Source organism: Inquilinus ginsengisoli, from assembly GCF_050434925.1.
GTDB lineage: Bacteria > Pseudomonadota > Alphaproteobacteria > DSM-16000 > Inquilinaceae > Inquilinus > Inquilinus ginsengisoli_B.
Genome location: NZ_JBNDJK010000001.1, coordinates 4477085 through 4503054, shown reverse-complemented (window position 1 = coordinate 4503054; position 25970 = coordinate 4477085). Strand labels below are relative to the sequence as shown.

Sequence of the window (25970 nt, the reverse complement as noted above, 5' to 3'; positions counted from 1 at the left end):
CAGGCGGCGGAGACGGGTTGCTGCTCGAGCTGCACTGCGCCTGCGCCGCGGCAGGGGCCGTGATCTGGGCGAAGGCGATGCCCCCGAGCGCCAGGGCGATCCATGACCCGGAGAGGCGCCCCGGACCCGGGCCGGCTTCTCCGACACCGCCCTTGGGATCCGCGAGACCGCCTTGCGATGTTGCGCAGGATCCGGCCGCCGTCCACCGCTCGATCATTATACCCCCCTCTTCTCGGCACCGGCGAACCGGTCAGTTGAGGTCGTAAAGGATCGCCGATATCTCGCCTTCGTCGCTGAACACTTCGATCACGTCGGCGATGCTGCCGATCGGCGCGACGTTGTTCACGTAGACGACATAGGCGAGCAGTCTTCCCGCCCTGGATTTCAGGTATCCGGCAAAGACCTGGGCCTTGAGCATGTCGCCCGCGACGGTCGTGCCGGTCTTCGCGAAGACACGCCCGATGGCCGGTGCAATGACCGGATTCGGCGGGTCGACGCCGATCGTTGCCAGCGAACCGTCGCGACCGAGGGCGGGAAGGGCGTCGAAATAGACCTCAGCGCCCTTCGTCTTCCGCATCGCCGCGAGGAGATCCGTCACGGCGGTGGGCGTCGCGCGGCTGTCGGGGCTGCCGCTGCCGTTGGTCGGGAAGTCGAAACCGTCGGGACGCAGCCCGTATTCGGCCATGAGCGCGGTCCGCTCGGCCGCGAGCGCGGTCCCGATCGTCCTCGCCCCCTTGGTCAGGCCGAACAGGACCAGGCTCAGATTGGCCCCGAGGTTGTGGCTGACCTTGAGGATCAGCCTGGCATAGTCCGAATAGGGCGGCGATGTCAGTCGCGCGACCTTCGCGAGCGGCCCGTACGCAGCGGCCGGTGGAAGCTTCGCGCTCGGGTTCGGACCTGTCGCCGCTGCCGCGACGGACACGCCGGCCCGGCCCAGCGCCTCGATGAACGCCGTCCGCGCGAAGGACGACGGATCGGCGATCGGAAAGGTCCGGACCAGGGTCGGCACACCGGGCAGGGCCGGTCTGTAGCCGACCGGTATCTGGCCCGTGACGAGTCCCACATGCGGGTCGTCTGGCGAAATCTCCAGGGAAATGTCCAGCGGCTCGCCGGAGGCGACGGTCCTCACCTGCGAGGTGACCGCGAAGGCCGCGGTCATCGGGCGCCAGTCGACCTTTGCCGCCTGTCCAGCTTCGGTCGGCAGGATCGTCACATCGATCAGGTTGTCGTTCAGGATGACCGGCGTGATCAGGACATTCCCGTTCGGCACGCGGAAATGGTCGAAGAGGCGGTCATCGACGACGACGTCGCCGGAAACGGCCCTGATTCCGGATTCGGCGACCTGCCGGGCGAGACCGTCGAGGCCGGACAGCGGGTCCGGCTCGGTGAGGATCGCCCCGCCGAGGGTGTTGGCCTCGGTATGGTCGAAATTGGTGAAGGCGACCTTGCCGTCGGCCATGGTCCGTCCGCCAAGGGTCAGGTCTCCGCTTGCGACGAGGACAAGGTCGCCGCGGAGGGTCCCGTCACGCGCCACCTCGCCCATGCGATAGACGGGCGTTTCGAAGCGATGGTCGATGCCCAGGGCATTCAGCGCGAGACCGACCGAGAACAGCTTCCGCACCGAACCCGTAAAGAAGAGAGAATCGGCACCGTAGGATGTCGTGGTCGCTCCGGTGGAGAGATCGATGGCCCGCAGGCCCCAGACCGCCCCGGAATAGCGCGGCGCGGCCATGATCGCGCGGATCGCCGCGGGAAGATCGCCTTGGGCCGCAGACGCTCCGATTGCGGGGCAGCACAGCAGCGCCGCGGCCGCCGGCGCGAAGACCAGGCCCCTTCGCAGCTTGTTCACAGGCGGTCTTTCCACCTCATCCTCCCATTCCTGCCTGCTGCGGGCTAATAGGCCTGCTGGATCGCGGCGACGATCAAAGCGATGTCGTGATCGGCGGCGATGAAATCCTCGATCGAGGCGAAGGGCGCGGTGTTCAGGAAGATGCCGAAGGCGAGCTTGCGGCCGCTCTTCGCCTCAATGTAGCCGACCTGGGTCTTGGCGACGATCAGCCCCTGATGGTCTCCGGGCGTGTAGGAGACCCGCGATCCGTCCTTGATCCGGACATGCCCGACCGCGGGGGTGCCGAGACCATTGGCCGCCTGGGTTCCATCCACCCCCAGGATCGCCATCCCGTCTCTGAGGAACCGCCCCCACGGCTCAGCGAGTATACGCACCAACAGGGTCGCCTCATCGGCGGCGGTCGTCCGGGCGCGGTCGTCGGAGCCTGCGCCGTCGAAGACATATGTGCTCTGCCGGGACACGCCGAGGCGGTCGAGAAGATCGAGCTCCTTGCCGATTCCCGCCGTGCAGTCGCGGCTGCCGGCCTTCACGGCGGCCAGGCACAGCATCAGGTTGGCGCCGCGATTGTAGCTGACCTTGAGAATGACCTTGACGAATTCGGAGAGCGGGGCCGAGACGTGCTCCGCCACCTTGTCGGCGGGAGAATAGGCCGCTGCGTCCGGCAGATTCCCGGCGGGATTGGGACCGAGCGGGCTGGCGGCGATCTTCACGCCTGCACGCTGCAGGGCCTCGATGAAGGCGGTCCGGGCGAATGCAGCCGGATCGGGCACGTGCCATATGTTCAAGGTGGGCGGAGCTCCGGCGGCGATCTCGCCGGTGATCCGGATCCGGCCGGGCGCCGACACCTCGACCGAGATGGGCTTCGGATCTCCGGCGACGGTCAGCACGTCGCCCACCACGTCGACAGCCGCGGTCCGGGGCCGCCAGTCGATCTTGGCGGGCTGGCCGGCGGGGCCGGCCGTCGTCACGATATCGATGACGTTTTCGTTCAGCCAGATTGGGGAGATGATGCCCTCAGACCAGCCGTCATAGGTCTCGAACAGCCGCCCATCGACGATGACGTCGCCTCTGACTTCGGCGATCCCCGAACTGCGAACCGCTTTCGCCAGACCGTTCAGCGCGGCGAGCGGATCGCTCCCCCGGACCAGGGCGCCCCCTGCGAATCCCGTATCCGCATAGTTGTGGTCGATTTCCGGAATGCTGTTGAAACCGAGCGTACCGTCCGGCTGCTCGCGCAGGCCGAAGCTGAAATCGCCGGACGCGACCAGGACCAGATCTCCGTCGAGCACACCTCCGGAAACGGGCCCGGCCTTGTAGACCGGGGTGCGGAACCGGTAGTCCGGACCGTACAGGTCGAGCGCGGTGGCCGTGCTGTACACCTTCATGATCGATCCGGGGACCAGCGACCGGTCGCCCGCCTGATCGATCAGCACGGCGCCCGTATCGAGATCGACCACGTGGATGCCCCAGCTCGTATGCGCATAGGCCGCTTTCGACTGGATGTCCCCGATCCGGGCGGAAACCGCCGCAGGCGGGGCGCCCGTGACCGGTGGAAGGGTGCCGGCATGCGCCCCGGCGCAGGCGACGGCGAGGACGACGACCGCGGCGAGCACCGCCATCGGCTTCGGGGGGATTCCGGACATCAGGCTGCTCCCTTCCGCACGGCTAGAACCGTGCTCCCACGGCAAAACGGAACATCGCACCGTCGACGTCGAGCTTCGGCTCGTCCTTGTAGGGCGCCGAGACATAGGCCATGGCGTTGAAGCGCTCGCCGATCACGGTCCGGATGCCGCCCCCGACCGAACCGAGCGAGGCGGCGTCGTAGTCCCTGTCGGGCGGATTCCAGACCGCACCATAGTCGACGAATCCGAACAGGCTGAGATCGGTCAGCCAGGCGATGCCGGTGTCGATCCGCTGCCGAAGCTCGAACGCCGCCGCTATGCCGTTATCTCCGGTGAGGGAGGCGCTGTCGAAGGCGCGGCTGTAAGGCTCGCCTCCCAGGTCGAAGCGGACCGCCGAGGGAAGCTCGGTGAAGGCGTGTTGCCACGCGAACTGCAGCTGTGCCGAGAGGGACTCCGTGATGTCGCGCGAGAGCGTGCCTTGCCCGAACACATAGGTGAAATCGTCGTTGTCGGTGTCCGAGCCGAGGCCGCTGAAGCCCTGGCCCAAGCCGGCCTCGGTGACGATGGCGATGCCGGCGACGGTCGTGTCGTAGGTGGCTGTCGCCGTCAGCCACCGGTTGCTCTCCCGCACCGCCGGATCGCCGTTGACGTCGACCGCGATATCCTTGCCGTTGATCGCGACATCGGCGACCAGGCTGTGATCGATCGCGCGGACGATCGCGTATCTCAGGAAGGCCTTGCCGAACGTGGTCTCGGCGTGGATGTCGTCGTCATCGTCCTCCGGATTCGACCAGACCTGGCCGAACTCGTACCCGGCGAAGAATCCCGACGGCCCGAGCGGGAACAACTGCCCGAACCGCAGGAAGACGAGCTCGTCCGGGTCGGCGGGATTCGTCACCGCCAGCGCTTCGGTGCCCTCGAACAATCCGAGAGCGTCGTTGAGGCGCGCGATGCCGGAAAGCTGCAGCGGCCCCGTGGCCGGCGTACCGAGATTGTCGAGACGGGCATCGAGCCCGAACCGTGTGGCGTCGACTTTCAGCACCAGCCGTCCGGCGGCCGGGTCATCCTCGACTTTGGAGATGTCGGCTTGCACCGTGACGCCGGGGATATCGGCGATGAGCAGCAGGGTGCGCTCCAGGCTGGAGATGCGGACCGGCCGCATCGCCACCATACGGTCGATATAGGGCCTCAGCCTCTCCTCGAGACCCGGGCGATCCGATTCGACGACAACATCGCGGATATAGGATTCGTAGACCTCGATACGGATGCGGCCAGTGGCGAAATCCTGTTGTGGAACCAGGGCCGCTCCGTAGTAATCGTTCTCGCGATAGACACGTTCGATCCCGTCGACCACCGTTTTCAGATCGGCCAGCGAAATCTCTCGTCCGATCAGATTCGTCCAGAGCGAGGAAAAGGCGGCCGGACCGAGCGTCTTGGCGCCTTCGAGATCGATGGCGCGGAGCGTGAAGCGGACGGTTCCGAGCTGCTCGATGGGCACTCCGGCGACCGGGGCGGCGTGCGTCACAGCGATGCTCGGAGGGCGTTGCGGCGGTGGCTCGAACCGGTCGATGACGGTTGTCTGCTCTCTGACGATGCGATCTGCGTCCTGCGCCTCTGCGCGAGCGACCAGAACCCCGAGCAGGTTGATGGCGCTCAGAACCAGCGTGATCGTGAGACGAAGCCGGCCCCCCCGATTCATCCCCATCCCCCCAAACGATCCATTCGAGCATTAAGTTGCTCGCGTTCCGATTGAGCGCCTTGCCACTAATAATTCCGAGCCTGTCGCAAATCAACAAAAATTGACGTAATCTTTAATCTTTGTATCCAACTAAGTATGTCTTCAAACTAGACATAGATGATCCGATCTTCGCCTCCACATTCTGGATCGATATTGACCATCCAGGGCCGCACACCGATCAATGCTGCTGCGCCGTAGAACAGCGTCGTATCCCGAGTTCCATCGAGGCCGAAAACAATCGTCTCAGAAAACCGATTCCACGTGAATACAATTTTATATCTTTTCCTGGAAAACGATCCTGGAAATCGGCTGGACCATCAAGGCAGGACAAGAAGCGGAAGGGAGGAGGAGTGGCGCACGACATCGATCTGGGGCTGCTGGCAATGGCAACGCTCCTGGGCGCAGCGACGTGCAAGGATCTCGCGGCAGCGTTTCGTTGCGTCACCCCGACGAATTCATTTGACGTTGAACATACCCGCAAACGGATACGAGGTCGCGCCCGCCCTCGTGAGTTTCGGCTTTACGAGGACTGGGTACAGGTCTTGGACCTCGAGCGTCCCGGCGCCCGGATCGCCGAGTGCTCCTGTGATGCCGACCCATCCTCAGGCCCTCCGCTCCGCGATCAGCCGGTCGACCGCCTGCGGCTGGAGCCGGGTGTCGATCACCAGCCGGGCCGCGCCCAGCAGGCCGGCCAGCTCGCCGGCACGGGCGGCGACGATGGTCAGGTCGCGTGTCGCCAGCGGCAGGCAGCGCTGGTAGACGAACTCGCGGACCCCGGCCAGCAGGTGCTCGCCCGCCTCGGACAGGGTGCCGCCGACCACGATGACGCTGGGGTTCAGCACGCTGACCACGTCGGCCGCCACCTCGCCCAGCACGCGGCCGGCCCGGCGCACCAGGCTGACCGCCTCCGGCCGGTTGCGGCCGACCAGATCCATCACGTCGCGCGCGTCCCGGGCTTCGAAGCCCTTGGCCCGCAGGTCGCGGGCGATCGCCCAGCCGGCCGCATAGGCCTCGACGCAGCCCAGCTTGCCGCAGCGGCACAGCGGCGCTTCGGCGTCGCGCAGCTGGATGTGGCCGATGTCGCCCGCGGCCCCGCGGGCGCCGCGATGCATCCGGCCCTCGGTGATGATGCCGCTGCCGATGCCGGTGCCGGCCTTGATGAAGACCAGCTGCCGCTCCTCCGGCCAGAACTGCCGGTGCTCGGTCAGGGTGCGCAGCCGGACGTCGTTCTCGGCCAGGACCGGCGCGGCGTAATCGCCGGCGAACCAGCCGGGGATGTCGAAATCGTCCCAGCCGGTCATCACCGAGGGCCCCATGACCCGTCCGGCGGCACGGTCGACCGGGGCCGGCAGGCACAGGCCGATGCCCAGCACGTCGGAGGCCGGCCGGCCGATTTCGGCCAGGAGCTCGCGGAACTGCCGCGCGATCCAGGTCAGGATCGGCACCGGCCCGCTACCGACCTCGAGGTCGCCGAGCCGCTCGGCCAGGACATTCGGTCCGAGATCGGTCGCCGCGACCCGGATCCGGCTCTCGCCGATATCGGCCGCCAGCACCACGCCGAAGCCTTCGTTCAGCTTGAGCACGCGCGCGGGGCGGCCGCCGCTGGCCTGGGTTTCCTCCGCCTCCTGCAGCAGCCCGGCCTCGAACAGCACGCCGAGGCGCTGGGTGATCGTCGCGCGGGAGAGATCGGAGATGCGCGCCAGGTCGGCCCGCGACCGCGCCTGGCCGGACAGGATCAGCGACAGCACATGGCCGGCACCGGCCGTGCCCATAGCGTGGATCTCGGAGCCTGACACGATCATCGTCCAGTAATGCTCTTTTTCAGGCGAAAGATCCAGATGATCGGATTGACTCCGATCAAAAGTCCGATTTATCGTGGCCGTCGCCGGTCAGTCGTCCGGCCAATGCGCAGGGCCGGCGCCGCAGAAGCGCCCGCCCGCAAACAGGAGGAAACCGCGATGATCCGATCGCAGAGGTCTGCGCTTGCTCCGAATCCCCGCCGCCTCGCCGGCCTGCTCGCCGCCGGCGCCATCGGGCTTGCCCTGGCCGCCGGCAGCACGGCGGCGATGGCTCAGGAGGCCATCGTCGGCCTGGTCACCAAGACCGAGGTCAACCCGTTCTTCGTCAAGATGCGCCAGGCCGCCGAGGCCGAGGCCACGGCCAAGGGCCTGAAGCTGATCGCCCGCGCCGGCAAGTTCGACGGCGACAATGAGGGCCAGGTGGCTGCGATCGAGGACCTGATCAGCGCCGGCGCCAAGGGCATCCTGATCACCCCGAACAACTCGACCGGCGTGCTCGGCGCGGTCAAGAAGGCGCGCGACGCCGGCATCCTGGTGATCGCGCTGGACACCGCGACCGACCCGGCGGACGCGGTCGACGCCACCTTCGCCACCGACAATTTCGAGGCCGGGGTGCAACAGGGCCAGTACGCCCGCAAGGCGCTGGGCGACAAGGCGCCGAAGCTGGCGATGCTGGACGGCACGCCGGGCGGCACGGTCGACACCTTCCGCCATGACGGCTTCCTGAAGGGCTTCGGCATCGCCGAGGGCGACGCCGTGATCGTCGGCAAGCAGAACACCAACGGCGCCCAGGACAAGGGCCAGACGGCGATGGAGAACCTGCTCTCCGCCCATCCCGACATCAACGTCGTCTACACCATCAACGAGCCCGCCGCCCAGGGCGCCTATGCCGCCATCCGCGCGGCCGGCAAGACCGACGATGTCGTCGTCACCTCGATCGACGGCGGCTGCCTCGGCGTCAAATACGTCAAGGACGGGCGCGTCGCGGCGACGGTGATGCAGTTCCCCTACAAGATGGCGCAGATGGGCGTCGACGCCGTGGCCGAGTACGCCAAGTCCGGCAAGAAGCCGAGCGGCTTCGTCAACACCGGCTCCTTCCTGATCACCGGCAAGCCGCTGCCGGGGCTGGAGTCGAAGGATCTCGAGTTCGGAGAGAAGAACTGCTGGGGCTGACCGCCGGCGCCACCGGGGCGGGCCGCACCAGGCCCGCCCATCCCCTCCCGAACGAGAGAGCGATGGCCCCTCCCCCCTCGTCCTGGCCCCTCTCGTCCTGGATTGCCCGGACGGCGCGGGTTCTGACCACCCCGCCGCTCGGCCCGCTGATCGTGCTGGTGGCCTTCGGCGCCGTGTTCACGGCGATGAGCGACCGCTTTCTGACCCCGAGCAACCTGTCGCTGATCGTCCAGCAATCGGTGATCATCGGCACGCTGGCGATCGGCCAGACCCTGGTGATCCTGACCGCCGGCATCGACCTGGCGACCGGCGCCATCGCCGTCCTGGGCACCATCGTCGCCGGCAAGCTGGTGGACGAGGGCTATGCCGCCCTGCCCTCGCTGCTGCTGGCGATCGGGCTGTGCAGCCTGGTCGGGCTGATCACCGGCACTCTGGTCAGCCGGCTTAAGCTGCCGCCCTTCATCGTCACGCTCGGCATGCTCGGCATCGTCACCGCCGCCACCCGCCTGTTCTCGGGCGGCGGCGCCTTCCCGGTGATGGACGACCTGCTGGCCTGGTCCGGCAACACGCTGCGCCTGAGCGGCGCCGTGATCACCTACGGCATGATCATCATGCTCGGGCTCTACGGGCTGGTCTGGTACATGCTGAACCAGACCGCCTGGGGCAAGCACATCTACGCCATCGGCAACAGCCCGGAGGCGGCGCGGCTGGTCGGAATTCCGGTGCAGCGGCGCCTGCTGTCGGTCTATCTGTTCGCGGCGTTCCTGTACGGCATCGGCGCCTGGCTGGCGCTGGGGCGGATCCCGAACGCCGACCCGAACGCGATGCAGAACGCCAATCTCGACAGCATCACCGCGGTGGTGATCGGCGGCACCAGCCTGTTCGGCGGCCGCGGCAGCCTGTTCGGCACGCTGATCGGCGTGCTGATCGTCGGCGTGCTGCGCAACGGCCTGACCCTGATCGGAATCGACCCGCTGTGGCAGGACCTGGTCACCGGCGTCCTGGTGATCACCGCGGTGGCGCTGGACCAGCTGTCGCGATGGAGGCGGGTATGACCGCGACCGTCCTGGAGGCCCGCGGCGTGGTCAAGCGCTACGGCCATGTCACGGCACTTGGCGGCGTCGATTTCGAGCTGCGCGACGGCGAGGTGCTGGCGGTGATCGGCGACAACGGCGCCGGCAAGTCGACCCTGATCAAGGTGCTGTCCGGCGCCATCACGCCGGATGAGGGCGAGGTGCTGCTGGACGGCCAGCCGGTGCGGTTCCACGGCCCGCTCGACGCCCGGCGACGCGGCATCGAGACGGTGTACCAGGACCTGGCGGTGGCCCCGGCGCTGGATATCGCCGCCAACCTCTATCTGGGGCGCGAGCTGCGCCGCCCCGGCCCGCTGGGCCGCTGGCTGCGGCTGCTGGACAAGCCGCGGATGCGCAGCGAGGCGCAGCGCCACATGGACGAGCTGCGCTTCCGCCTGCCCTCGATCACCCATGCGGTCGAAAGCCTGTCCGGCGGCCAGCGCCAGGGCGTTGCCGTGGCCCGCGCCGCGGTCTTCGCCCGCAAGCTGGTGATCATGGACGAGCCGACGGCGGCGCTGGGCGTGCGCGAGACCGGCCAAGTGCTGGATTTGATCCGCACGATTCGCGACCGAGGATTGCCCGTCGTCCTGATCAGCCACAACATGCCGAACGTGTTCGAGGTGGCCGACCGCATCCATGTGATGCGCCTGGGCCGCCGCGTCGCCGTGACCTCGCCGCAGCGCCACAGCATGGCCGAGGTGGTGGCGATCATGACCGGGGCGATGCCGGGCGACCAGCCCGTCCCGGGCCGTGAGCCCGCCCCGAATGCCGAGCCGGCCCAATGATTCCTTCCCTGACCCGCAGAAAGACGAGAGACCGAGCATGACCCGCCTGGACGAGAAGCTGGCCCGCATCCGCGCCGGACAGTACAAGCGCAGCGACTTCATCATCGCCGACGCCAAGGACGGCGACATGGGGCCGAGCCTGACCTCGACCGGCCCGAACCGCTCGCCGGACGGCAGCTGGACCCGCTACCGCACCCGCGACGAGTTCCTCGACACCATCCGCCAGGTGGTGGAGCAGGACATCGTCGACATCATGCTGGTCTCGGCCTCGAACCTGGAGCGGCTGGTCGAGAGCGGCACCTTCCGCAACAGCAAGGTCAAGCCGGCGATCCGCGCCAACGACACCACCGATGTCTGGGTGGTGCGCGGCTGCTCCTATCCCAAGCAGCCGTCGCGCCCGTTCCGCTCGGCCGTCCTGCCGCGGGTGATGCATGGCGGCCTGACCCCAGACCCGAAGGCGCCGGTCACCGGCACCGATCTCGGCCTCTACTCCGTCACCTTCAACAACGACCTCGACTCCGACATCCGGTCGCTGGAGGCCTTTGCCGAGTTCCGCGCCGACTGCGCCGCCAACGGCTTCAAATACTTCTTCGAGGTGTTCAACCCGAATGTCTCGAGCGGCATCGACCCGGAGCTGCAGCCGCACTACCTGAACGACTGCATCCTGCGCTGCCTGGCCGGGGTGATGAAGGCCGACCGGCCGCAATTCCTGAAGATCCCTTTCAACGGCCCGAAGGCGCTGGAGGAGCTGGCCGGCTTCGATTCCAGCCTGATCGTCGGCGTGCTCGGCGGCGGCGCCGGCACGACGCGGGACTGCTTCGAGCTGCTGCACCAGGCGGAGAAATACGGCGCCCGCGTCGCCCTGTTCGGCCGCAAGATCAACCTGGCGGAATCGCCGCTGGCGATGGTCAGCTTCATGCGCCAGGTGGCCGACGGCACGATCGCGCCGGAGGAGGCCGTGCGCGCCTATCACGGCGAGCTGCAGAAGCAGGGCATCACCCCGCTGCGGCCGCTGGCCGACGACGTGCAGACCACCGAAGCCGTCTTGAAGCAGGGCTGAGCCGTGGAGCGATCCGGCATCATCTGCGGCGGCACCATCTGCATCGACGTCAACAAGGTCATCGACCGGTTCCCGCCGCAGGAGCACGTCGCCAAGATCGTGGAGGAGACGCCGGATTCCGGCGGCCCGGGCTTCAACATGGCGATCGACCTCGCCCGCCTGGGCGCGCCCTTCCCGATCGAGGTGGTGGGCGTGGTCGGCGACGACGCCTATGGCGAGCTGGCGCTGCAGGTCTGCCGCGACCACGGCGTCGGCGCCGGCCGGATCGCGGTGCTGCCGGGCGGGCGCACCGCCTATACCGACGTGATGATCGTGGCCGAGGGCGGGCGGCGGACCTTCTTCTACCAGGAAGGGGTCAACGCCCTGCTCTCGCCCGGGCATTTCGACCTGGCGGGGTCGACCGCCAAGATCTTCCATGTCGGGTCCCCCGGGGTGCATGCCCGGATGGATGTGCCCCAGGGCAATGGCAACGGCTTCACCGAGGTGCTGGCCCGCGCCCGCGCCTCGGGCCACCGCACCAATCTGGAGCTGGTCGGGGTGGCCGGCGACCGGTTGCGCGAGCTGACGGTGCCCTGCCTGCCGTTTCTCGACAGCATCATCATCAACGAGCTGGAGGCGACGGCGCTGACCGGCGTCGAGACCCATCGCGACGGCCGGCCCGACTGGGCGCTGGTCGAGGCGGCGGCCGCGGCGCTGATCCGGATGGGCGTGTCCACCCTGGCGGTGGTGCATTTCCCGGAAGGCGTGGTCGCCGCCGACCGCGACGGCCGGCTGTGGCGCCAGGGCGCGGCCTGGGTGCCGCCGGAATCGGTCAAGAGCACCAACGGCGCCGGCGACGCCCTGGCCTCCGGCGTCATGCTGGGGCTGCACGAAGGCTGGCCGGTGGAGAAAGGCCTGCGGCTCGGCGTCTGCGTCGCGGCGCTCAGCCTCGGCTCGTACAGCACGTCGCGGGCAATCCCGTCGGCGGAAGAGTGCTTCGCCTATGGGGAAAGGGCGGGGTTCAAGCCGACGGTGTAAACCCCGCCCTTCCCGTCTTTCTTTGTCATCCTCGGGCTTGACCCGAGGATCCAGGGGCCGCCAGGACGGTCCTCGACGGCTCCTGGATTGCCGGGTCAAGCCCGGCAATGACAATGAAAAGAAAGGCGCCCCTTCCCCTCAACCCGGGATCGGGAAGCGCCTCGCGAAGTCGCGCACCGCATTCGCCAGCGCCGGCTCCGGCCGGGCGCCGGTGACCGCGTCGACGATCAGGTCGGCCAGGGCCTTCATCTGGCCCTCGCGCATACCCCGCGTGGTAACCGCCGGCGTGCCGAGCCGCAGCCCGGACGGGCGCAGCGGCGGCCGCGTGTCATCCGGCACCACCTGCTTGTTCGAGACCAGCCCGATCCGGTCCAGGCGCTGCTGCGCCTCGTCACCGTCGATGCCGAAGCTCTCAGCCACATCGACCACCATCAGGTGGTTGTCGGTGCCGCCGGTCACCAGTTGCGCACCGCGGCCCTGCAGCGCCGCCGCCAGCGCCTCGGCGTTGTCGAGCACGCGCCGGGCATAGGCCCGGAACTCCTCCTGTGCCGCCAGGTGCAGCGCCGTGGCCAGGGCCGCGACGTGGTCCATATGCGGGCCGCCCTGCAGCCCTGGGAACACCGCCTGGTCGATCGCCTTGCGGAACGGCTCGCAGCACAGGATCAGCCCGCCGCGCGGCCCGCGCAGGGTCTTGTGCGTGGTGGTGGTGACAACGTCGAAGCCCGCCGCCAGCGGGTTCGGCAGCGCCCGGCCGGCGATCAGCCCGCCGATATGCGAGACATCGGCCATGGTGATGGCCCCGACCTCGTCCGCGATCGCCTTGAAGGCGGCATAGTCGATGTCGCGCGGGTAGGAGGAGAAGCCGGTGATCAGCAGCTTCGGCCGCTCGCGCCGCGCGGTCTCGCGGATGGCGTCGAAGTCGAAGCCGCCGCCGGCGACGGTGCCGTAGCGGACAAAGCGGAAGATCCGGCCCATGGCCGAGACCGGGGCGCCATGGGTCAGGTGACCGCCATGCGACAGGTCCATCGCCAGGATGGTGTCGCCCGGGGCGAGCAGGCCGAAATACACCGCCTGGTTCATCGGCGACCCGGACAGTGGCTGGACATTGGCATGCTCGGCGCCGAACAGCGCGCGGGCGCGGCCCTGGGCCAGCTCCTCGATCTCATCGGCATGGAGGTTGCCGCCATAGTAGCGCCGGCGCGGCTGGCCCTCGGCATATTTGTCGGCGAAGACCGAGCCGAGCAGCGGTCGCAGCTCGGGGAAGGCATGGTTCTCGGACGCGATCAGGGTCAGGCCCTGGTGCTGCCGGCGCTCCTCGCGATCGAGGATGGCGGCGGTCTCCGGATCGGCGGCGGCAAGCCTGGCGCGCGGATCGAGATCGACCGGATCGGGCTGGTGCTGGTATTCCATGGGGATTGCTCCGTTTCGATGCCTGGACACGAATCGCCCGACCAGCTTGCAAGGAAGGCTGCCCAGGCGAGCGGCATCGAAACGGTCCTCCAGGCTCCCTCGGGGTGCTCCCCGTCTCGCCAGTCACGTGGAGGGTATGGCTGATCCTGCGATCGAGGGAATGATCGGCGGGACGCACCGCCGCGTCAACTGCGGAGAGCTAGTACAGCCGCCCACCATTCGGCACCGGGCGCTCGATCGCGGCCAGCACGACATTGCCCTCGGCATCGGGGAAGCCCAGCACCAGGATCTCGGAGATGAAGCGGCCGATCTGCTTCGGCGGGAAGTTCACCACCGCCGCGACCTGGCGGCCGAGCAGCGTCTCGGGTGTGTACAGCGCGACCAACTGGGCCGAGCTGCGCTTCCGGCCGATCTCCGGCCCCAGGTCGACGGTCAGCTTGTAGGCCGGCTTGCGCGCCTCGGGATACGGCTCCACGGCCACGATGGTGCCGACCCGGATATCGACCTTGGCGAAATCGTCGTAGCTGATCGTCATTCTGCCCTCCGCGAACCGGCGGCACCCTGCCGCGCCGGCACCCGGATGGCAAGAAGGCCGCCCGGAGGCGGCCTTCTTTACGTCGGGATAAGAGCGTTCAGCGCTTGGTCGTCGGGGCCTTCAGCACGCCCTTCAGCTCGTCGAAGCTGGCGCTGACGCGCTTGCTGACGATCTCGGCGGCCTCGGTGTTCGACTTGGCCAGGAGCTCGGCCAGCTCCTTCATATCGGAGATCGCCTTCTCGAAGGCGGTCTTCGCCAGCTCGGTCTGCTTGGCCAGCTTCTCCTCGGGCGCCCCGGCGGAGACGGCGGTCGAGAACTGGCTCTGCAGCTCGGCCATGTTCTGGCGCAGGATCTCGCCCTGGCGGCGAGCGAAGGCCTGCAGGCCCTCGGCCGCGGTACGGTTGGCGGCGGTCAGCGCCTCGATGTTCTTGCGCTGGGCCTGCAGCACGGCGTCGAGGTCGACACCCGGCACCTTGAATTCGCCCAGCATCTTGGTGAAGTCGACGTCCCAGACCGGCGGCACCTTGCTCATGGCCTACTCCCGATATGCACAAGAAAGCAGCAGCTTACACCGAGCGACCGCATTGCAAAAGGAAATTGTGCACTGCAGCAAAGATGTCATCCAGCGCAACCGACTGTCATCTAGTGCAGCGTCGGCTCCTGACCGGCCGAGGCCGCCGGCTCGGCCGGCTGCTCGGCCCGGCGCTCGCCGCGACGGCGGCCGAAGGTGTTCTCCCACTGCTCGGCTTGGCGCAGCCGCTGGTCCAGCGCTTTCATGGTGCGGTCGAGCTCCGGCGAATCATCCTGCTCCCAGGCCCGCAGCACCAGGCCATAGACCAGGCACAGCGCCTGCACCCGCGCCCGGCCGAGCAGACCGGCAGTCGAGATGCCGGCCGATTGCAGCGTCCAGCGCATCGACAGCTCCAGCTGCCGCGCCTGCAGCAAACTGGTCAACGGGTCGCGCCGCAGGTCGCTCAGGATCGCCTTGACCCCGGCGCGATGCGCCGACACCACGTCGAAGCGGCGCATCATCAGGTCGAACAGCCGGTCGCGTGGGCTCTCATCGGCGCTCGGCAGGCCTTCGGACAGCACCGCCTGGTCGATCATCCGGCTGAACCCGGCCAGCAGGGCCGGCTTGGTCGGGCAATGGCGGTACAGCGCCGACATCGGCACCCGCGCCGCCTGGGCGACGTCCGCCAGGCTCAGTGCGCGCCAACCCTTCTCCGCCGCCAGGTCGATCGCGGTGGTGACGATGTGGTTCGCAATATCGGCCTTCTTCGCCATGGTCCCGGCCCTCGCGCGCTCGGCCTTGCGGCCCCCCGGAACGGCCGGCCCCGAACGGAGCCCGCCGCAATCGGTTCCCAATCTAGCGCAATTCGGCGCGAAGGCGAGCCGGTGCTTACTGGCAGACAGCCTCAAGCTTATGGCCGTCCGGGTCGAACACGAAGGCGGCGTAATAGCTAGGCCCGTAATGCGGCCGCAGCCCGGGTGCGCCGGCGTCGCGCCCGCCCTGGGCCAGGGCGGCGGCGTGGAAGCGGTCGACCGCCTCGCGCGTCGGCGCGTCGAAGGCCAGGTGGAAGCCGGGCCCCGGCGGCACCACCGGCTGCTTCTGCCGCTTCAGGGCAAGCTTGTCGTTGCCGCCGGGCGGCCCGTAGCCGGCGGCGGTAGCGTCGGCCCACACCCGCACCATGCCCACCGGCGCCAGCACTGCATCGTAGAACCGGATGGCCCGGTCCAGGTCGAACACACCCAGGGACAGGTGCCCGATCACGGCGCCCGCTTCGCGATGTCCGCGACCACGCCGCCGGTCAGCGCAACCAGCTGCTCCGGCGTGAGCGCGAAGACCGAGTTCGGGGTCCCGGCCGCGGCCCAGATCAACGGCAGCGCCAGCAGGTCGCGGTCGATCACCACATGCGGCGGTGTGGCATGGCCGACCGGGGCGACGCCGCCGATGGCGAAGCCGGTGGCGTCGCGCACGAAGCCGGCATCGGCGCGCTCGATCTTCAAGCCATCGATGCGCTCGCCCAGCGCTGTAGCCACCGTCGCCTCATCGACCCGATTGACACCGCTGGCGATCACCAGCACCGGCCGGTTGCTGCCGCGCGCCCGAAACACTAGCGACTTCGCGATCTGCGCCACTTCGCAGCCGATCGCCGCCGCCGCATCGGCCGAGGTGCGGGTCGATGCGTCGAACACCCGGATCTCGGGGTTGTGCCCCGCCGCCGCCAGCGCCGCGGCGACCCGCTCGCTGCTGCTGGCCATCAGGCCAGCTCGCGGCCGCGCTGCGTCGCCGCGGCGACGGCCTTGGTCATCAGCGGCTGCAGCCCGTCCGGCGCCATCAGCACGTCGAGCGCCGCCTGGGTGGTGCCCTTCGGGCTGGTCACGGCGATCCGCAGATCGGCCGCGCTTTCGGTCGCGGTGCCGGCCAAGGCGCCGGCGCCGACCACGGTCTGCCGCGACAGCTGCATGGCTAGATCCGCCGGCAGCCCGGCGGCGCGGCCAGCCTCGGCCAGGGTCTCGATCAAGTAGAAAACATAGGCCGGACCGCTGCCGGAGACGCCGGTGACCGCGTCCATCAGCGCATCGTCGTCGATCCAGGCGGTCTGCCCGGCGGCCCGCATCAGGCTCTCGGCCCGCCTGCGCTGGTCCGGCGTCACCGCGGCGTTGGCCACCAGGACGGAGATGCCCTGGCCGATGGCCGCGGGGGTGTTCGGCATGGCGCGGACCACTGCGGCCTCGGCCCCCAGCCCCTGCTCGAGATACGCGAGCGTGCGGCCGGCGGCGATCGACAGGAACAGCGTGCCCGGCCGGGCGAAGCGGCGATAGGCCGGCAGCGCCTCGGGCATCATCTGCGGCTTCACCGCCAGCACCACCACCTCGGGCGCCAGATCGGGCGGCAGACCGGCGGCGTCGCGGACATGGTGCAGCCGCGGATCGGCGAGGCCGAGATCCGCCGGCTCCACCGCCCAGATCCGGTCGGCGGCGTTGCCGGCCAGCCAGCCCTTGACCAGCGCGCTTCCCATCCGGCCGCAGCCGACCAGCAAGAGATCGGACACCCCGTCGCTCCTCGTTCCATCGAGACGCGCCATCATGGCGCCGCCGCGGACGGGCGCAAGGTTCTTCGCAGCCCCGGCGCGCACCAGATGCCGGAACATGGACGGATGTTCTGCATTTCTTAAGCTGCGGAGATCCCGGCTTTGCCCGAGATTGAGGCTCACAGTTCCCGTCGCCGGGTCATCGCCCGACGCCGAAGTTGGAGAGCGAAGCCATGGTCACCCTTCCCCGCGCGGCTGCCGCGCTTCTCGCCGGCCTGGTGGCCGCGTCGCCCGCCTGGGCCCAGACCACCGTGATCCAGCCCACCATGCCGCCCTCGGCGACCGTGCCCCCGACGACGGTTCCGGAGACGGCGATGCCCTATCCGGTGCCGCCGGGCACCCAGGTCGAAGAACCGCGCCGGGCGCCGGTCGCGCCCGACCCGCGCCATCCCGCCGTATCGGCGACGGCAGGCGGAGCGGCCCCGACCGATCCGCGCGAATACGCGACCAGCACGCCCATCACCGTGACCGGCCGGATCGACGGCGTCTCCCACCGCAACGGCGTCACCTCGTTCCGCCTGCAGACCCCGACCGAGGCCTGGACCGTAGTCGTGCCACCGGACCAGCCCGCTAAGGTCGCCAGCGGCCGCCGGGTCACCGTGGTCGGCTTCCCGCATGTCGAGATCCGCAACCAGCTGCTGGCCCAGAGCGTCACGGCCGGAAGTTAGCCGGCTAGGCGACGCAGATGCCGGGCACCGCGACCGTCTGGAACAGGTGCGGCGACGCCACCGCCGAGGCCGGATAGGCCGACAGCTTCGCCCGGAACTCCGGATGCATGAAGGCGGCCCGGAAGTCGGCGGTGGATTCCCAGACGGCGTAGTTGAAAAAGGTCGGGCTGTCGCCGATGGCGCGGTGCAGCTGGGTCGAGATGAAGCCCGGCTGCCGCTTCATCACCGCCGCATCGGCCTGCCACGCCTGGAGGAACGCCGGCTCGTCGGCCTGGTCCAGCGTGAACACATTGACCAGCACGACCGGCGAGGCGTCGACTGCGATCTGGCGGTCGATCGGAAAGGCCGGGTCGAGGGGACGCATCTGCGGCATGACAAGCTCCGTTCGATGTGGTTGCATGGTGTCAAATTGGCACGGCGACGCCAATAAACTATATTGACATCATATTGTCAATATCACTCTATGGTGACATATGAACCAGACGGAGCTAACTCCGGCAGGAACTGCCCTGACCGATCTCATTCTCGACCTGTTCAGGCTCAACAGCCGGGTGGTGAATGCGGGCGACCGGCTGGTCGCCGGGCTTGGCCTGACCAGCGCCCGCTGGCAGATCCTCGGCACCATCATCGCGGCGGACCGGCCGCAGCCGGTGGCATGGCTGGCGCGCGACCTCGGGGCCAACCGCCAGAACGTCCAGCGCATCGTCAACGATCTGCAGAGCGAGGGCCTGGTGGAATTCCAGCCCAACCCGCATCATCGGCGGGCGCAGCTGGTGGTGCTGACCGACAAGGGAAGGGCGACCTTCGACGCCGCCATGCGGCTGCAGGCCCCCTGGGTCAACAGGCTGGCCGAGGGACTCCCGGTTGAGGACATCGCGACGACGCACGGCGTCATGACGGCGCTGCGCCGGACGCTGGAAGCCGACGCCCGCGAGCCGGACTGACCTATTCCTAGGTATGGGGCGCCCTGATCGCATGTGCGATAATGCGGGCGGGCTGGTTCCGCTATCGTCTCAATGCACAGCGGCTCTCCCCCCGACACCGCTGATGTTAACGCCCGCCACTGTCCCTGCCCCCCCGACAGTGGCGGGCGCCCTCTTCCCGAAGACGAGAGTTCGAGCCGAGCAACATTCCCGCTCTCCTTCCCAAACGGAGGCGCGATATCCTCGGATCGAACTCCCGAGTCCCTGCACAACGAGGCTGGAATGCCACAACGATCGCCCGGGCGCTCCGCCCTCGGGTCGCTGGTCCTGATCGCAGCCATCGTCGGCGCCGGCGGCGCGGCCTTCGCCTATACGGCGGGCTGGTTCTCGCCCCAGCGCCTGACCCCGGACAAGCTGGTGGCGGCGCTGGCGCCGCCCGGCGGCGCGGCGCCCGGCCATCGCCGCAACCACGCCAAGGGCATCTGCTTCACCGGCGTCTTTGAGTCCAACGGCGCCGGGGCAGAGCTTTCGAAGGCCCAGGTCTTCGCCAAGGGCCAATACCCGGCTCTCGGGCGTCTCAACCTCGCCACGCCCAATCCGAACGCCGCGGATGCGACGGTCCGCGTGCGCGGCATCGGGCTGCAGATCTCGACGCCGGACGGCCAGGAATGGCGCAGTGCCATGATCGATCCGCCGGTTTTCGCGGTGGCGACGCCGCAGGCCTTCTACGAGCTGCTGACCGCCTCCGGCAGCAAGGACCCGGAGGCGATGAAGAGCTTCGCCGCGGCCCATCCGGAATTCGGCGCCTTCGTTGCCTGGGCACAGAGCGCGCCCTGGACCGGCAGCTTTGCCGAAGACCGGTTCAACAGCCTGAACAGCTTCATCTTCACCGACGGTTCCGGCACCGACCACACGGTGCGCTGGTCGCTGCTGCCGGCGGCGCAGCCGGTGGCTGTGCCACCGGAGGAGCTGGCGAAGCTCGGCCCCGACTTCCTCGACCAGGATATCGTCCAGCGCGTCGCCGCCGGGCCGCAGCGCTGGACCCTGGCGGTGACGGTCGCGAACCCGGGCGACCCGACCGCGGACCCGACCAAGGCCTGGCCGGCGGACCGCCGCACCGTCGAGGCCGGCACCCTGGTGGTGCAGAAGATCGAGGCCGAGCCGGACGGCCCCTGCCGCGACATCAACTTCGACCCGACCGTGCTGCCCGACGGCATCCGCACCTCGGACGACCCGTTCCCGGCCGCGCGGTCGGCCGCCTATGCCAAGTCCTACGATCTCCGCACGGCGGAAGAGCAGGCCTATCCGCGAACCGAGACCGGAGCCAAGCCATGACCGGCCGCCGCCATTTCACCGCCTCGCAGCGCCTGGTGCACTGGCTGATGGCGATCTGCATCCTGGCCATGCTGTTCATCGGCGTCGGCATGGTGTCCACCGTGATGCCGAAGCATCTGGTGCTGGTGGCGATCCACAAGCCGCTCGGCATCGCCATCCTGGTGCTGGTGCTGATCCGACTGGGGCTGCGCCTGCGCTACGGCGCGCCGGCGCTGCCGGCCGACATGCCGGAGCCGATGAAGCTCGCCGCGCATCTGTCGCACATCGCCTTCTATCTGCTGATGATCGGCATGCCGCTGATCGGCTGGGGCATGCTGTCCGCCGCGGCCTACCCGGTCGTGCTGTTCCCGGGCGTCACTCTCCCGCCGATCCTGCCGCAGAGCGCCAGCCTGCACGCGCTGCTGTGGACCGCGCATGTTTACCTGGCCTTCGCCTTCTTCGCGCTGATCCTGCTGCATGTCGCGGCGGCGCTGCACCACGCCCTGGTGCGGCGTGACGGCGTGTTCGAGGCCATGGCCGCCGGGCCAGGCCGAGACGAGGCCGCTCCGTCCAAACGACGGATCGCCTGAACGGAGCGTTGCCGCGGGGTCAGCGCCCGCCTTCGATCTTCCGGCGGCGCTGGTTGATGCCGCCGGTGCCATAGGGATACTCCGCCACCTCCGGCCGGCTCGCCACGTCGAGCGTGGCGATCTCGTCGGCGGTGAGCACCAGAGTCGCCGCGCCGAGGTTGTCGGCGAGCTGCTGCCGCGTGCGAACGCCCAGAATCACCGACGTGACCGCCGGCTGCGCCGCGACCCAGGCCAGCGCCACCTGCGCCATGCCGACCCCGCGCGCCTTGGCGATGTCCTCGACCGCTCCGATCACCGCCCAGGTGGTCGCTTTGGCGTTGCGGGCGTCATAGGCCTCCATGCCGCGCTGCGGGTTCTCGCCCAGCCGTGTGGCGCCGGTCGGCATCTGGTCGCGCTTGTATTTCCCCGACAGCCAGCCGCCGCCGAGGGGCGACCACGGCAGCAGCCCGATGCCGGCGTCGACTGCCGCCGGCACGATCTCATGCTCGATGTCGCGGACCAGCAGGTTGTATTGCGGCTGCAGCGTCACCGGCGGCGCATAGCCGTTGGCCTTGGCCAGCCACACCGCTTTGGTCAGCTGCCAGCCGAGGAAGTTCGAGAAGCCGTAATAGGCGATCTTGCCGTTGCGCACCGAATCGTCGAGGAAGCGCAGCGTCTCCGCCAGCGGCGTCAGCGCGTCCCAGGCGTGCATCTGGTAGAGGTCGACCTGCTCGCCCCCCAGGCGCCGCAGCGAGGCGTCGAGCGCCGCCCCGAGATGCTTGCGCGACAGGCCCAGATCGTTGGGCCCCTGCCCCATCGGGAACCGGCCCTTGGTGGCGATCACGAGGTCCTGGGCGATGCCGGGCCGGCTCTTCAGCCAGCGGCCGATGATCTCCTCCGACACGCCGGCGCTGTAGACATCGGCGGTGTCGAGGAAATTGCCGCCGGCCTCGACATAGTCGTTCATCAGCGCGAAGGATGTGGCCTCGTCGGACTCCTTGCCGAAGGTCATGGTGCCGAGGCAGTAGGCCGTCACCACCGCGCCGCTGTTGCCGAGCTTGCGATACTCCATGGTCTTCCTCCCGTGGGAATGTCGAGGGCGAGCGCCCGAGCCATGGCCGGGAGCCGCTGTCTTCTGGAGAGCAATCGAACAGGGAGTCCGGTTGGCCGCCTGCCGCGCTGCCTGGATCCGAAGCCAGAATGGGACGCCCGGTTAGATCGGACAAATAGATTGTGCAGATCCGATTGATCGGATTCTCAGCACAATGGCGGCGAAATCAGACCCGCCCCAGAAACCCGAGCACCCGCCGGGTGAGCAGCGCGGCCGCCCCTGCGTCGTAGGACGGCAGCGAGCTATCGGCGAAATAATGCTGGTCTCCCGGATACAGGAACAGCTCGGCATCCTCGACCTTGGCGACGATCTCGCGGGCGGCCTCGACGTCGCCCTCGCCGACGAAGAACGGGTCGGCATCCATGCCATGGATCTGCACCGGGACACCGTTCGGCCAGGGCCCGACGGCCCAGTCGCCGCTGATCGGCAGGCAGGAGTAGAACAGCAGGGCGCCGCGCGCCCCGGGCCGGGTCTGGGCCAGCTTCTGCGCCGGCAGCACGCCGAAGGAGAAGCCGGCATAGACCAGCCCGGGCGGCAGGTCGCCGGCGAGGCGGACGCCACGCTCCCGCAGCTCGTCGAAGCCGACCTGGTGGATATGGGCCATCCCCTCTTCGATGCTGCCGAAGGTGCGTCCGTCGAACAGGTCGGGCGTGTGCACGGTGTGGCCGGCGGCCCGCAGGGCGTCGGCGAAGGCGTGCACGCCGGGGGTCAGCCCCTGGGCGTGGTGGAACAGCAGGACCTCGGTCATGGACAACCTCCGGGTCTCGGGTTGAGTGGATAAGATTCGCTACCGCGGCTCTGTATAGGGCGTGCCGTCCTTGTGCAGAAACCGGCCATCAGTGCTGGGACTCATCATGTCGATGTCGGAGCAGGTGATCACGTCGGTCGGCGAGCGCGTGCCGACCTCGAGATAGACTGCCATCGTGGCCGACCGGTTGATCATGTGGTGGCCGTTGCCGGAGTTCTTCGGAAAGGCCGCGCAATCGCCGGCGCGCAGCACCGTCTCGCCGCCATCCTCGATCAGGACGAGCTCGCCCTCGAGCACATAGACGAGCTCGTCCTCCTCCGAATGCCAATGGCGTTGGCTCGACCAGTTGCCGGGGGGCAGGCGCATCAGATTGACCCCGACATCCGTCAACCCGCCGGCATCGCCCAGCCGCTGCCGGACGCGGTCGGCGCAGGGAGCGTCGAAGGGTGCCGGATAGCCCGTGCCTTTGCGCTCCGGCACGGCGGCGATGTCGATCTTGGGCATGGCGTCGTCCCCGCGAGCGCTGGTCCGCCCGCACTGTCGGGCAAAGCACAGCCGGGAGACAAGGCGAGAAAGCCCGCCGCGCGCATCGCTGAATCTCCCGCTAACCGAACAGCCGCGACACCAGAAAGATCGCGCAGCCGACCAGCGCCCCGACGATCGTGCCGTTCATCCGGATGTACTGCAGATCGCTGCCGACCACGAGCTCGAGCCGATCGGTCAGCGTGCGCGTGTCCCAGCCGCGCACCACCTCGGCGATGAAGCCACCGAGCTTGCGCCGCCAGGAGACGAGCTGGAGCGCGAGCCGCCGGACCACGGCATCGACATGCGCCTGCATGGCCCCGTCGGCGGCCAGGGCCCGGCCCACCAGGGCGATGCCGTGCTCGAGCGCGGCGCGCGTCTTCGACGCCGGATCGGCCAGGTCCTCCAGCGCCGTCCGCGACAGCTGGCCCCAGATCGAGGCGAGCCAGGCCTGCACCTCCGGGCTGTCGAGGATCCGGTTCTTCGAGGCGTTGATCTGGTCGCGCCGGGCCGGCGAGCGCAACAACTCCTCGATCAGGCCGCCCAGCGCCTCGCGGAACTTGAGCCGCGCCTCGCTGTCCGGCCGGCGCAGATCGCCCAGCAGGTCGGCAATGGCCGAGACGATCGCGGCGGCGATCCGGCGGTCGACCGTCTTCGGAACCCACCAGCGGCTGCGGGCCTCCACCAGCCGGTCGATCTGCCCCCGGTTCTCCTCCAGCCAGTCGACGCCGATGCCGATCGCCCGCTCGAACAGGATGTCGGCTTCACCGCTGGCCGTCGCCAGATCGACCATGCGGCCGAGAATCGGCGCCAGGTCGGCGCGCCGAAGCTGCTCGCCCAGCGTGCGGTTGGCGAAATCCTGCAGGTCGTGGTCCTCCAGCGACCGGATCAGGCCGGGCAGCGCGCCGGCGACCAGCCCGGCGATCACCGGTGCGGTGCCCGGCGCCGCCAGCCAGGCGGCGAAGCGCTGCCCGACCTGGCCGTCAGCGAGCTTCCGCAGCAGGATCTCCTCGGTCAGGAAGTTCCGCTCGATGAAGCGGCCGAGGGTGCGCGCGATCCGGTCCTTGCTGTTCGGGATAATGGCGGTGTGGGGGATCGGCAGGCCGAGCGGGCGGCGGAACAGGGCGGTCACCGCGAACCAGTCCGCGATGCCGCCGACGATCCCGGCCTCGGCGCCGGCGCGCAGGAGCAGCATGGCGAAGCCGGGCCCCGCGTCCAGATGCGTGCCGACGAAGACCACTCCCATCGTGGCGAGCAGCCCGGTCGCGAGCCGGCGGTTGCGCCGCAGACGGCGGCGCGCCGCCCCCTCCGCCCGGCCGGACGCGAAGGGCGGGACGACGGACAAGACGGGCTGCGGCTGCAGGCCAGAGGCCATGTCTCGGCCTTCCTCTCTCTCGGAACGATGCGCGGATCCGCCAGTCCGGATTCGCCGCTTCGGTCAAAACTCGTGATGCCGAGCCCTGTTCCAGCGCCTCCATCAGCAAGGCTGATGTGCCGGTCAAGTCGCCATGGCCAAAGCCATGCGCGTTGCCTCTCCCGCCTGGCGAGACCTGTTCGGAATCTCCATTCCGTCATCCCGCGAAAGCGGGGATCTGGTCACGCTTCGACCGGAACGAAATTCCCGCTTTCGCGGGATGACGGCAACGGGATGGATTGCTGTTCTGAGACGGCCCCGCTTGGCGGGAGAGGCAATGCACCGTCCCTCGGCTCTCCGCCGCCACGAAAAAGCCCGGCCTCTCGCGAAGCCGGGCTCGTCGTCTTGTCTGTCGGACAGTCGGCTCAGGCTTCGCCGACCGTGTCCAGGATCGCGGCGGAGACCGCCTCGCCGACGCTCTTGCCGCCCCGGAGGATGAACTGGAAGGCCGGGTAGAAGCGCTCGCATTCGGTCAGCGCGATGTCGACCAGGTCCTCGAGCTGCTCCTGGCTCGCCGCCTGGGCGCCGCGCAGCAGCGTGGTGTGCCGGAACATCGGCGTCAGCTCCTCGGAGTCGACGTCGAAATGGCCGAGCCACATCCGCTCGTTGATGATGCCGAGCAGCTCCGCCACGTCGCGGCGCTTCTTCTCCGGCACCTTCAGGTCGAACTGGCAGGAGAACTGCATGGCGCTGATCTCCTCTTGCCAGAAGAAGAACAGGCGATAGCTGCACCACCGGCCGGCGACCTCGGCCAGCATCTCCTCGTTGCTGGCCCGCTCGAAGCTCCAATCATTGGCGCCGATGATCTCCTCGAGCGTGTCGAGGGGGTTTTGGGTGAAGGCGGCTTCCTCGAAGGTCTGGGACGCTGTGGTCATGATCCTCCGCTCCCGTACCGCGGCGATACGCACCGGTGGCGCTCGCGCTCGGCCAATACCCAATGTGTAGTGGTGTTAACCATTACAGCCTTTCCAAGACGACGGTCGCACAAGGGCTTGATGGGCGCAATCGATATGCTCCGCCGTCGCGATAAAAGTTGTGGATGATTTGTGACGAAATTCAGTTCACGACCTTGGCGCGGGGCCTGCGGCCCTTCGGCGCAGGGGTGGCGGCCGGCGTGGTCTCGGCCTTGTGGGCGGGCTTGGCGGCTGCGCGTTTCGCCGCAGGCTTCGGCGTCACGGGCTTTGCCGCCGCCGGCTTGGCTGCGGCCTCCAGCGCCGCCACCCGGGCGGCCAGAAGCTCCTGCTCCTCGCGCGCCCGCTGGGCCAGGGCGCGGACGATCTCGAACTCCTCGCGGGTGACCACGTCGAGCCGCGCCAGGATGTGCTCGAACTGCTCGCGCAGGCGGGTCCTCGCCTCCTCGCGCACGCCGGCAACGGCACCGAAGGCTCCGGTCGCGACGCGGACCAGATCGTCGATCAGCTTGGTGTCGAAGGGCATGTCAGGCGGTATCCGGAACAACTCATCATCATCGGACAATATGGCGGCCGGTTCCCCGCGTTGCAACACGCTGGACCGCGCGCCTATAAGGGCACGCTTCGCCACCCG

At 68.8% G+C, this 25970-nt stretch carries 27 protein-coding genes and 1 riboswitch; of the genes, 9 read left to right on the top strand and 18 right to left on the bottom strand.

Annotated features, from left to right (window positions below; genetic code table 11):
- Positions 1-250: 250 nt before the first annotated feature.
- The 4 genes from QFZ27_RS21530 to QFZ27_RS21515 all read right to left on the bottom strand — a co-directional run bounded on the left by QFZ27_RS21530 (position 251) and on the right by QFZ27_RS21515 (position 7011).
- Positions 251-1849 carry a D-alanyl-D-alanine carboxypeptidase/D-alanyl-D-alanine-endopeptidase gene (locus QFZ27_RS21530; RefSeq protein ID WP_429228488.1) on the bottom strand — a complete coding sequence of 533 codons (1599 nt, stop codon included), beginning with the start codon at positions 1847-1849 and terminating at the stop codon, positions 251-253.
- A 44-nt stretch (positions 1850-1893) separates the two neighbouring features.
- Entirely contained in the window at positions 1894-3468 is a 1575-nt protein-coding gene (gene dacB / locus QFZ27_RS21525; protein WP_429228487.1) for a D-alanyl-D-alanine carboxypeptidase/D-alanyl-D-alanine endopeptidase, read from the bottom strand.
- Positions 3469-3514: 46 nt separating this feature from the next.
- Positions 3515-5170: a ShlB/FhaC/HecB family hemolysin secretion/activation protein gene (locus QFZ27_RS21520; RefSeq protein ID WP_429228486.1), complete on the bottom strand. Its 1656-nt coding sequence runs from the start codon at positions 5168-5170 to the stop codon at positions 3515-3517.
- Positions 5171-5811: 641 nt separating this feature from the next.
- Positions 5812-7011, bottom strand: coding sequence for an ROK family protein (locus tag QFZ27_RS21515; RefSeq protein ID WP_429228485.1), 1200 nt, complete (start codon positions 7009-7011; stop codon positions 5812-5814).
- Positions 7012-7167: 156 nt separating this feature from the next.
- Here QFZ27_RS21515 and QFZ27_RS21510 point away from each other — a divergent pair, with 156 nt between their 5' ends.
- From QFZ27_RS21510 to QFZ27_RS21490, 5 genes are all read left to right on the top strand, one after another.
- Entirely contained in the window at positions 7168-8181 is a 1014-nt protein-coding gene (locus QFZ27_RS21510) for a substrate-binding domain-containing protein (protein ID WP_429228484.1), read from the top strand.
- A gap of 62 nt (positions 8182-8243) precedes the next feature.
- Positions 8244-9236: an ABC transporter permease gene (locus QFZ27_RS21505; protein ID WP_429228483.1), complete on the top strand. Its 993-nt coding sequence runs from the start codon at positions 8244-8246 to the stop codon at positions 9234-9236.
- Positions 9233-10039, top strand: coding sequence for an ATP-binding cassette domain-containing protein (locus QFZ27_RS21500; RefSeq protein ID WP_429228482.1), 807 nt, complete (start codon positions 9233-9235; stop codon positions 10037-10039). The genes QFZ27_RS21505 and QFZ27_RS21500 overlap by 4 nt, the downstream gene beginning before the upstream one ends.
- Positions 10040-10076: 37 nt before the next feature.
- Positions 10077-11099 carry a hypothetical protein gene (locus QFZ27_RS21495; protein WP_429228481.1) on the top strand — a complete coding sequence of 341 codons (1023 nt, stop codon included), beginning with the start codon at positions 10077-10079 and terminating at the stop codon, positions 11097-11099.
- Positions 11100-11102: 3 nt separating this feature from the next.
- The gene (locus QFZ27_RS21490) at positions 11103-12116 is read left to right on the top strand and encodes a carbohydrate kinase family protein (protein WP_429228480.1); all 1014 of its coding nucleotides are present in this window, start codon (positions 11103-11105) and stop codon (positions 12114-12116) included.
- Positions 12117-12254: 138 nt separating this feature from the next.
- Here QFZ27_RS21490 and QFZ27_RS21485 read toward each other — a convergent pair whose 3' ends face one another.
- The 7 genes from QFZ27_RS21485 to proC form a co-directional block, all read right to left on the bottom strand.
- Positions 12255-13526 (bottom strand): serine hydroxymethyltransferase, encoded by a 1272-nt coding sequence (locus QFZ27_RS21485; RefSeq protein ID WP_429228479.1) that lies wholly within the window; start codon positions 13524-13526, stop codon positions 12255-12257.
- Between the two features lie 53 nt (positions 13527-13579).
- Positions 13580-13663, bottom strand: a riboswitch (ZMP/ZTP riboswitch).
- A 62-nt stretch (positions 13664-13725) separates the two neighbouring features.
- Positions 13726-14061 (bottom strand): tRNA-binding protein, encoded by a 336-nt coding sequence (locus QFZ27_RS21480; protein WP_429228478.1) that lies wholly within the window; start codon positions 14059-14061, stop codon positions 13726-13728.
- Between the two features lie 97 nt (positions 14062-14158).
- Positions 14159-14593 (bottom strand): phasin family protein, encoded by a 435-nt coding sequence (locus QFZ27_RS21475; protein ID WP_429228477.1) that lies wholly within the window; start codon positions 14591-14593, stop codon positions 14159-14161.
- Between the two features lie 110 nt (positions 14594-14703).
- Positions 14704-15345, bottom strand: a complete 642-nt coding sequence (locus QFZ27_RS21470; RefSeq protein WP_429228476.1) for a TetR/AcrR family transcriptional regulator — start codon at positions 15343-15345, stop codon at positions 14704-14706.
- Between the two features lie 115 nt (positions 15346-15460).
- Entirely contained in the window at positions 15461-15832 is a 372-nt protein-coding gene (locus tag QFZ27_RS21465; protein WP_429228475.1) for a VOC family protein, read from the bottom strand.
- A complete protein-coding gene (locus QFZ27_RS21460; RefSeq protein WP_429228474.1) occupies positions 15829-16323 on the bottom strand; it encodes a YbaK/EbsC family protein in 495 nt (164 codons plus the stop codon). The genes QFZ27_RS21465 and QFZ27_RS21460 overlap by 4 nt, the downstream gene beginning before the upstream one ends.
- On the bottom strand, positions 16323-17117 hold the full coding sequence (gene proC, locus QFZ27_RS21455) for a pyrroline-5-carboxylate reductase (protein WP_429228473.1): 795 nt from the start codon (positions 17115-17117) through the stop codon (positions 16323-16325). Before proC ends, QFZ27_RS21460 begins: the two co-directional genes overlap by 1 nt.
- Before the next feature lie 212 nt (positions 17118-17329).
- On the opposite strand from proC, the gene QFZ27_RS21450 reads away from it, so the two are divergent.
- Positions 17330-17824 carry a superantigen-like protein SSL4 gene (locus QFZ27_RS21450; RefSeq protein WP_429228472.1) on the top strand — a complete coding sequence of 165 codons (495 nt, stop codon included), beginning with the start codon at positions 17330-17332 and terminating at the stop codon, positions 17822-17824.
- Between the two features lie 4 nt (positions 17825-17828).
- On the opposite strand, the gene QFZ27_RS21445 is transcribed toward QFZ27_RS21450, so the two are convergent.
- On the bottom strand, positions 17829-18197 hold the full coding sequence (locus tag QFZ27_RS21445; protein ID WP_429228471.1) for an antibiotic biosynthesis monooxygenase family protein: 369 nt from the start codon (positions 18195-18197) through the stop codon (positions 17829-17831).
- A gap of 100 nt (positions 18198-18297) precedes the next feature.
- Here QFZ27_RS21445 and QFZ27_RS21440 point away from each other — a divergent pair, with 100 nt between their 5' ends.
- The 3 genes from QFZ27_RS21440 (at position 18298) to QFZ27_RS21430 (ending at position 20651) form a co-directional block, all read left to right on the top strand.
- Positions 18298-18768 carry a MarR family winged helix-turn-helix transcriptional regulator gene (locus QFZ27_RS21440; RefSeq protein WP_429228469.1) on the top strand — a complete coding sequence of 157 codons (471 nt, stop codon included), beginning with the start codon at positions 18298-18300 and terminating at the stop codon, positions 18766-18768.
- 261 nt (positions 18769-19029) lie between these two features.
- Entirely contained in the window at positions 19030-20082 is a 1053-nt protein-coding gene (locus QFZ27_RS21435) for a catalase family peroxidase (RefSeq protein WP_429228468.1), read from the top strand.
- Complete coding sequence (locus tag QFZ27_RS21430; protein ID WP_429228467.1) at positions 20079-20651, top strand: cytochrome b; 573 nt, start codon at positions 20079-20081, stop codon at positions 20649-20651. Before QFZ27_RS21435 ends, QFZ27_RS21430 begins: the two co-directional genes overlap by 4 nt.
- 19 nt (positions 20652-20670) lie before the next feature.
- Here QFZ27_RS21430 and QFZ27_RS21425 read toward each other — a convergent pair whose 3' ends face one another.
- The 6 genes from QFZ27_RS21425 to QFZ27_RS21400 form a co-directional block, all read right to left on the bottom strand.
- The gene (locus QFZ27_RS21425) at positions 20671-21702 is read right to left on the bottom strand and encodes an aldo/keto reductase (RefSeq protein ID WP_429228466.1); all 1032 of its coding nucleotides are present in this window, start codon (positions 21700-21702) and stop codon (positions 20671-20673) included.
- A gap of 205 nt (positions 21703-21907) precedes the next feature.
- Positions 21908-22489, bottom strand: a complete 582-nt coding sequence (locus tag QFZ27_RS21420) for a dienelactone hydrolase family protein (RefSeq protein ID WP_429228465.1) — start codon at positions 22487-22489, stop codon at positions 21908-21910.
- Positions 22490-22528: 39 nt separating this feature from the next.
- Positions 22529-22993: a cupin domain-containing protein gene (locus QFZ27_RS21415; RefSeq protein ID WP_429228464.1), complete on the bottom strand. Its 465-nt coding sequence runs from the start codon at positions 22991-22993 to the stop codon at positions 22529-22531.
- Between the two features lie 100 nt (positions 22994-23093).
- Entirely contained in the window at positions 23094-24386 is a 1293-nt protein-coding gene (locus QFZ27_RS21410; protein ID WP_429228463.1) for a DUF445 domain-containing protein, read from the bottom strand.
- Positions 24387-24790: 404 nt separating this feature from the next.
- Positions 24791-25300, bottom strand: a complete 510-nt coding sequence (locus QFZ27_RS21405; protein WP_429228461.1) for a type III secretion system chaperone family protein — start codon at positions 25298-25300, stop codon at positions 24791-24793.
- A 181-nt stretch (positions 25301-25481) separates the two neighbouring features.
- Complete coding sequence (locus tag QFZ27_RS21400) at positions 25482-25862, bottom strand: accessory factor UbiK family protein (RefSeq protein WP_429228460.1); 381 nt, start codon at positions 25860-25862, stop codon at positions 25482-25484.
- Positions 25863-25970: the final 108 nt, after the last annotated feature.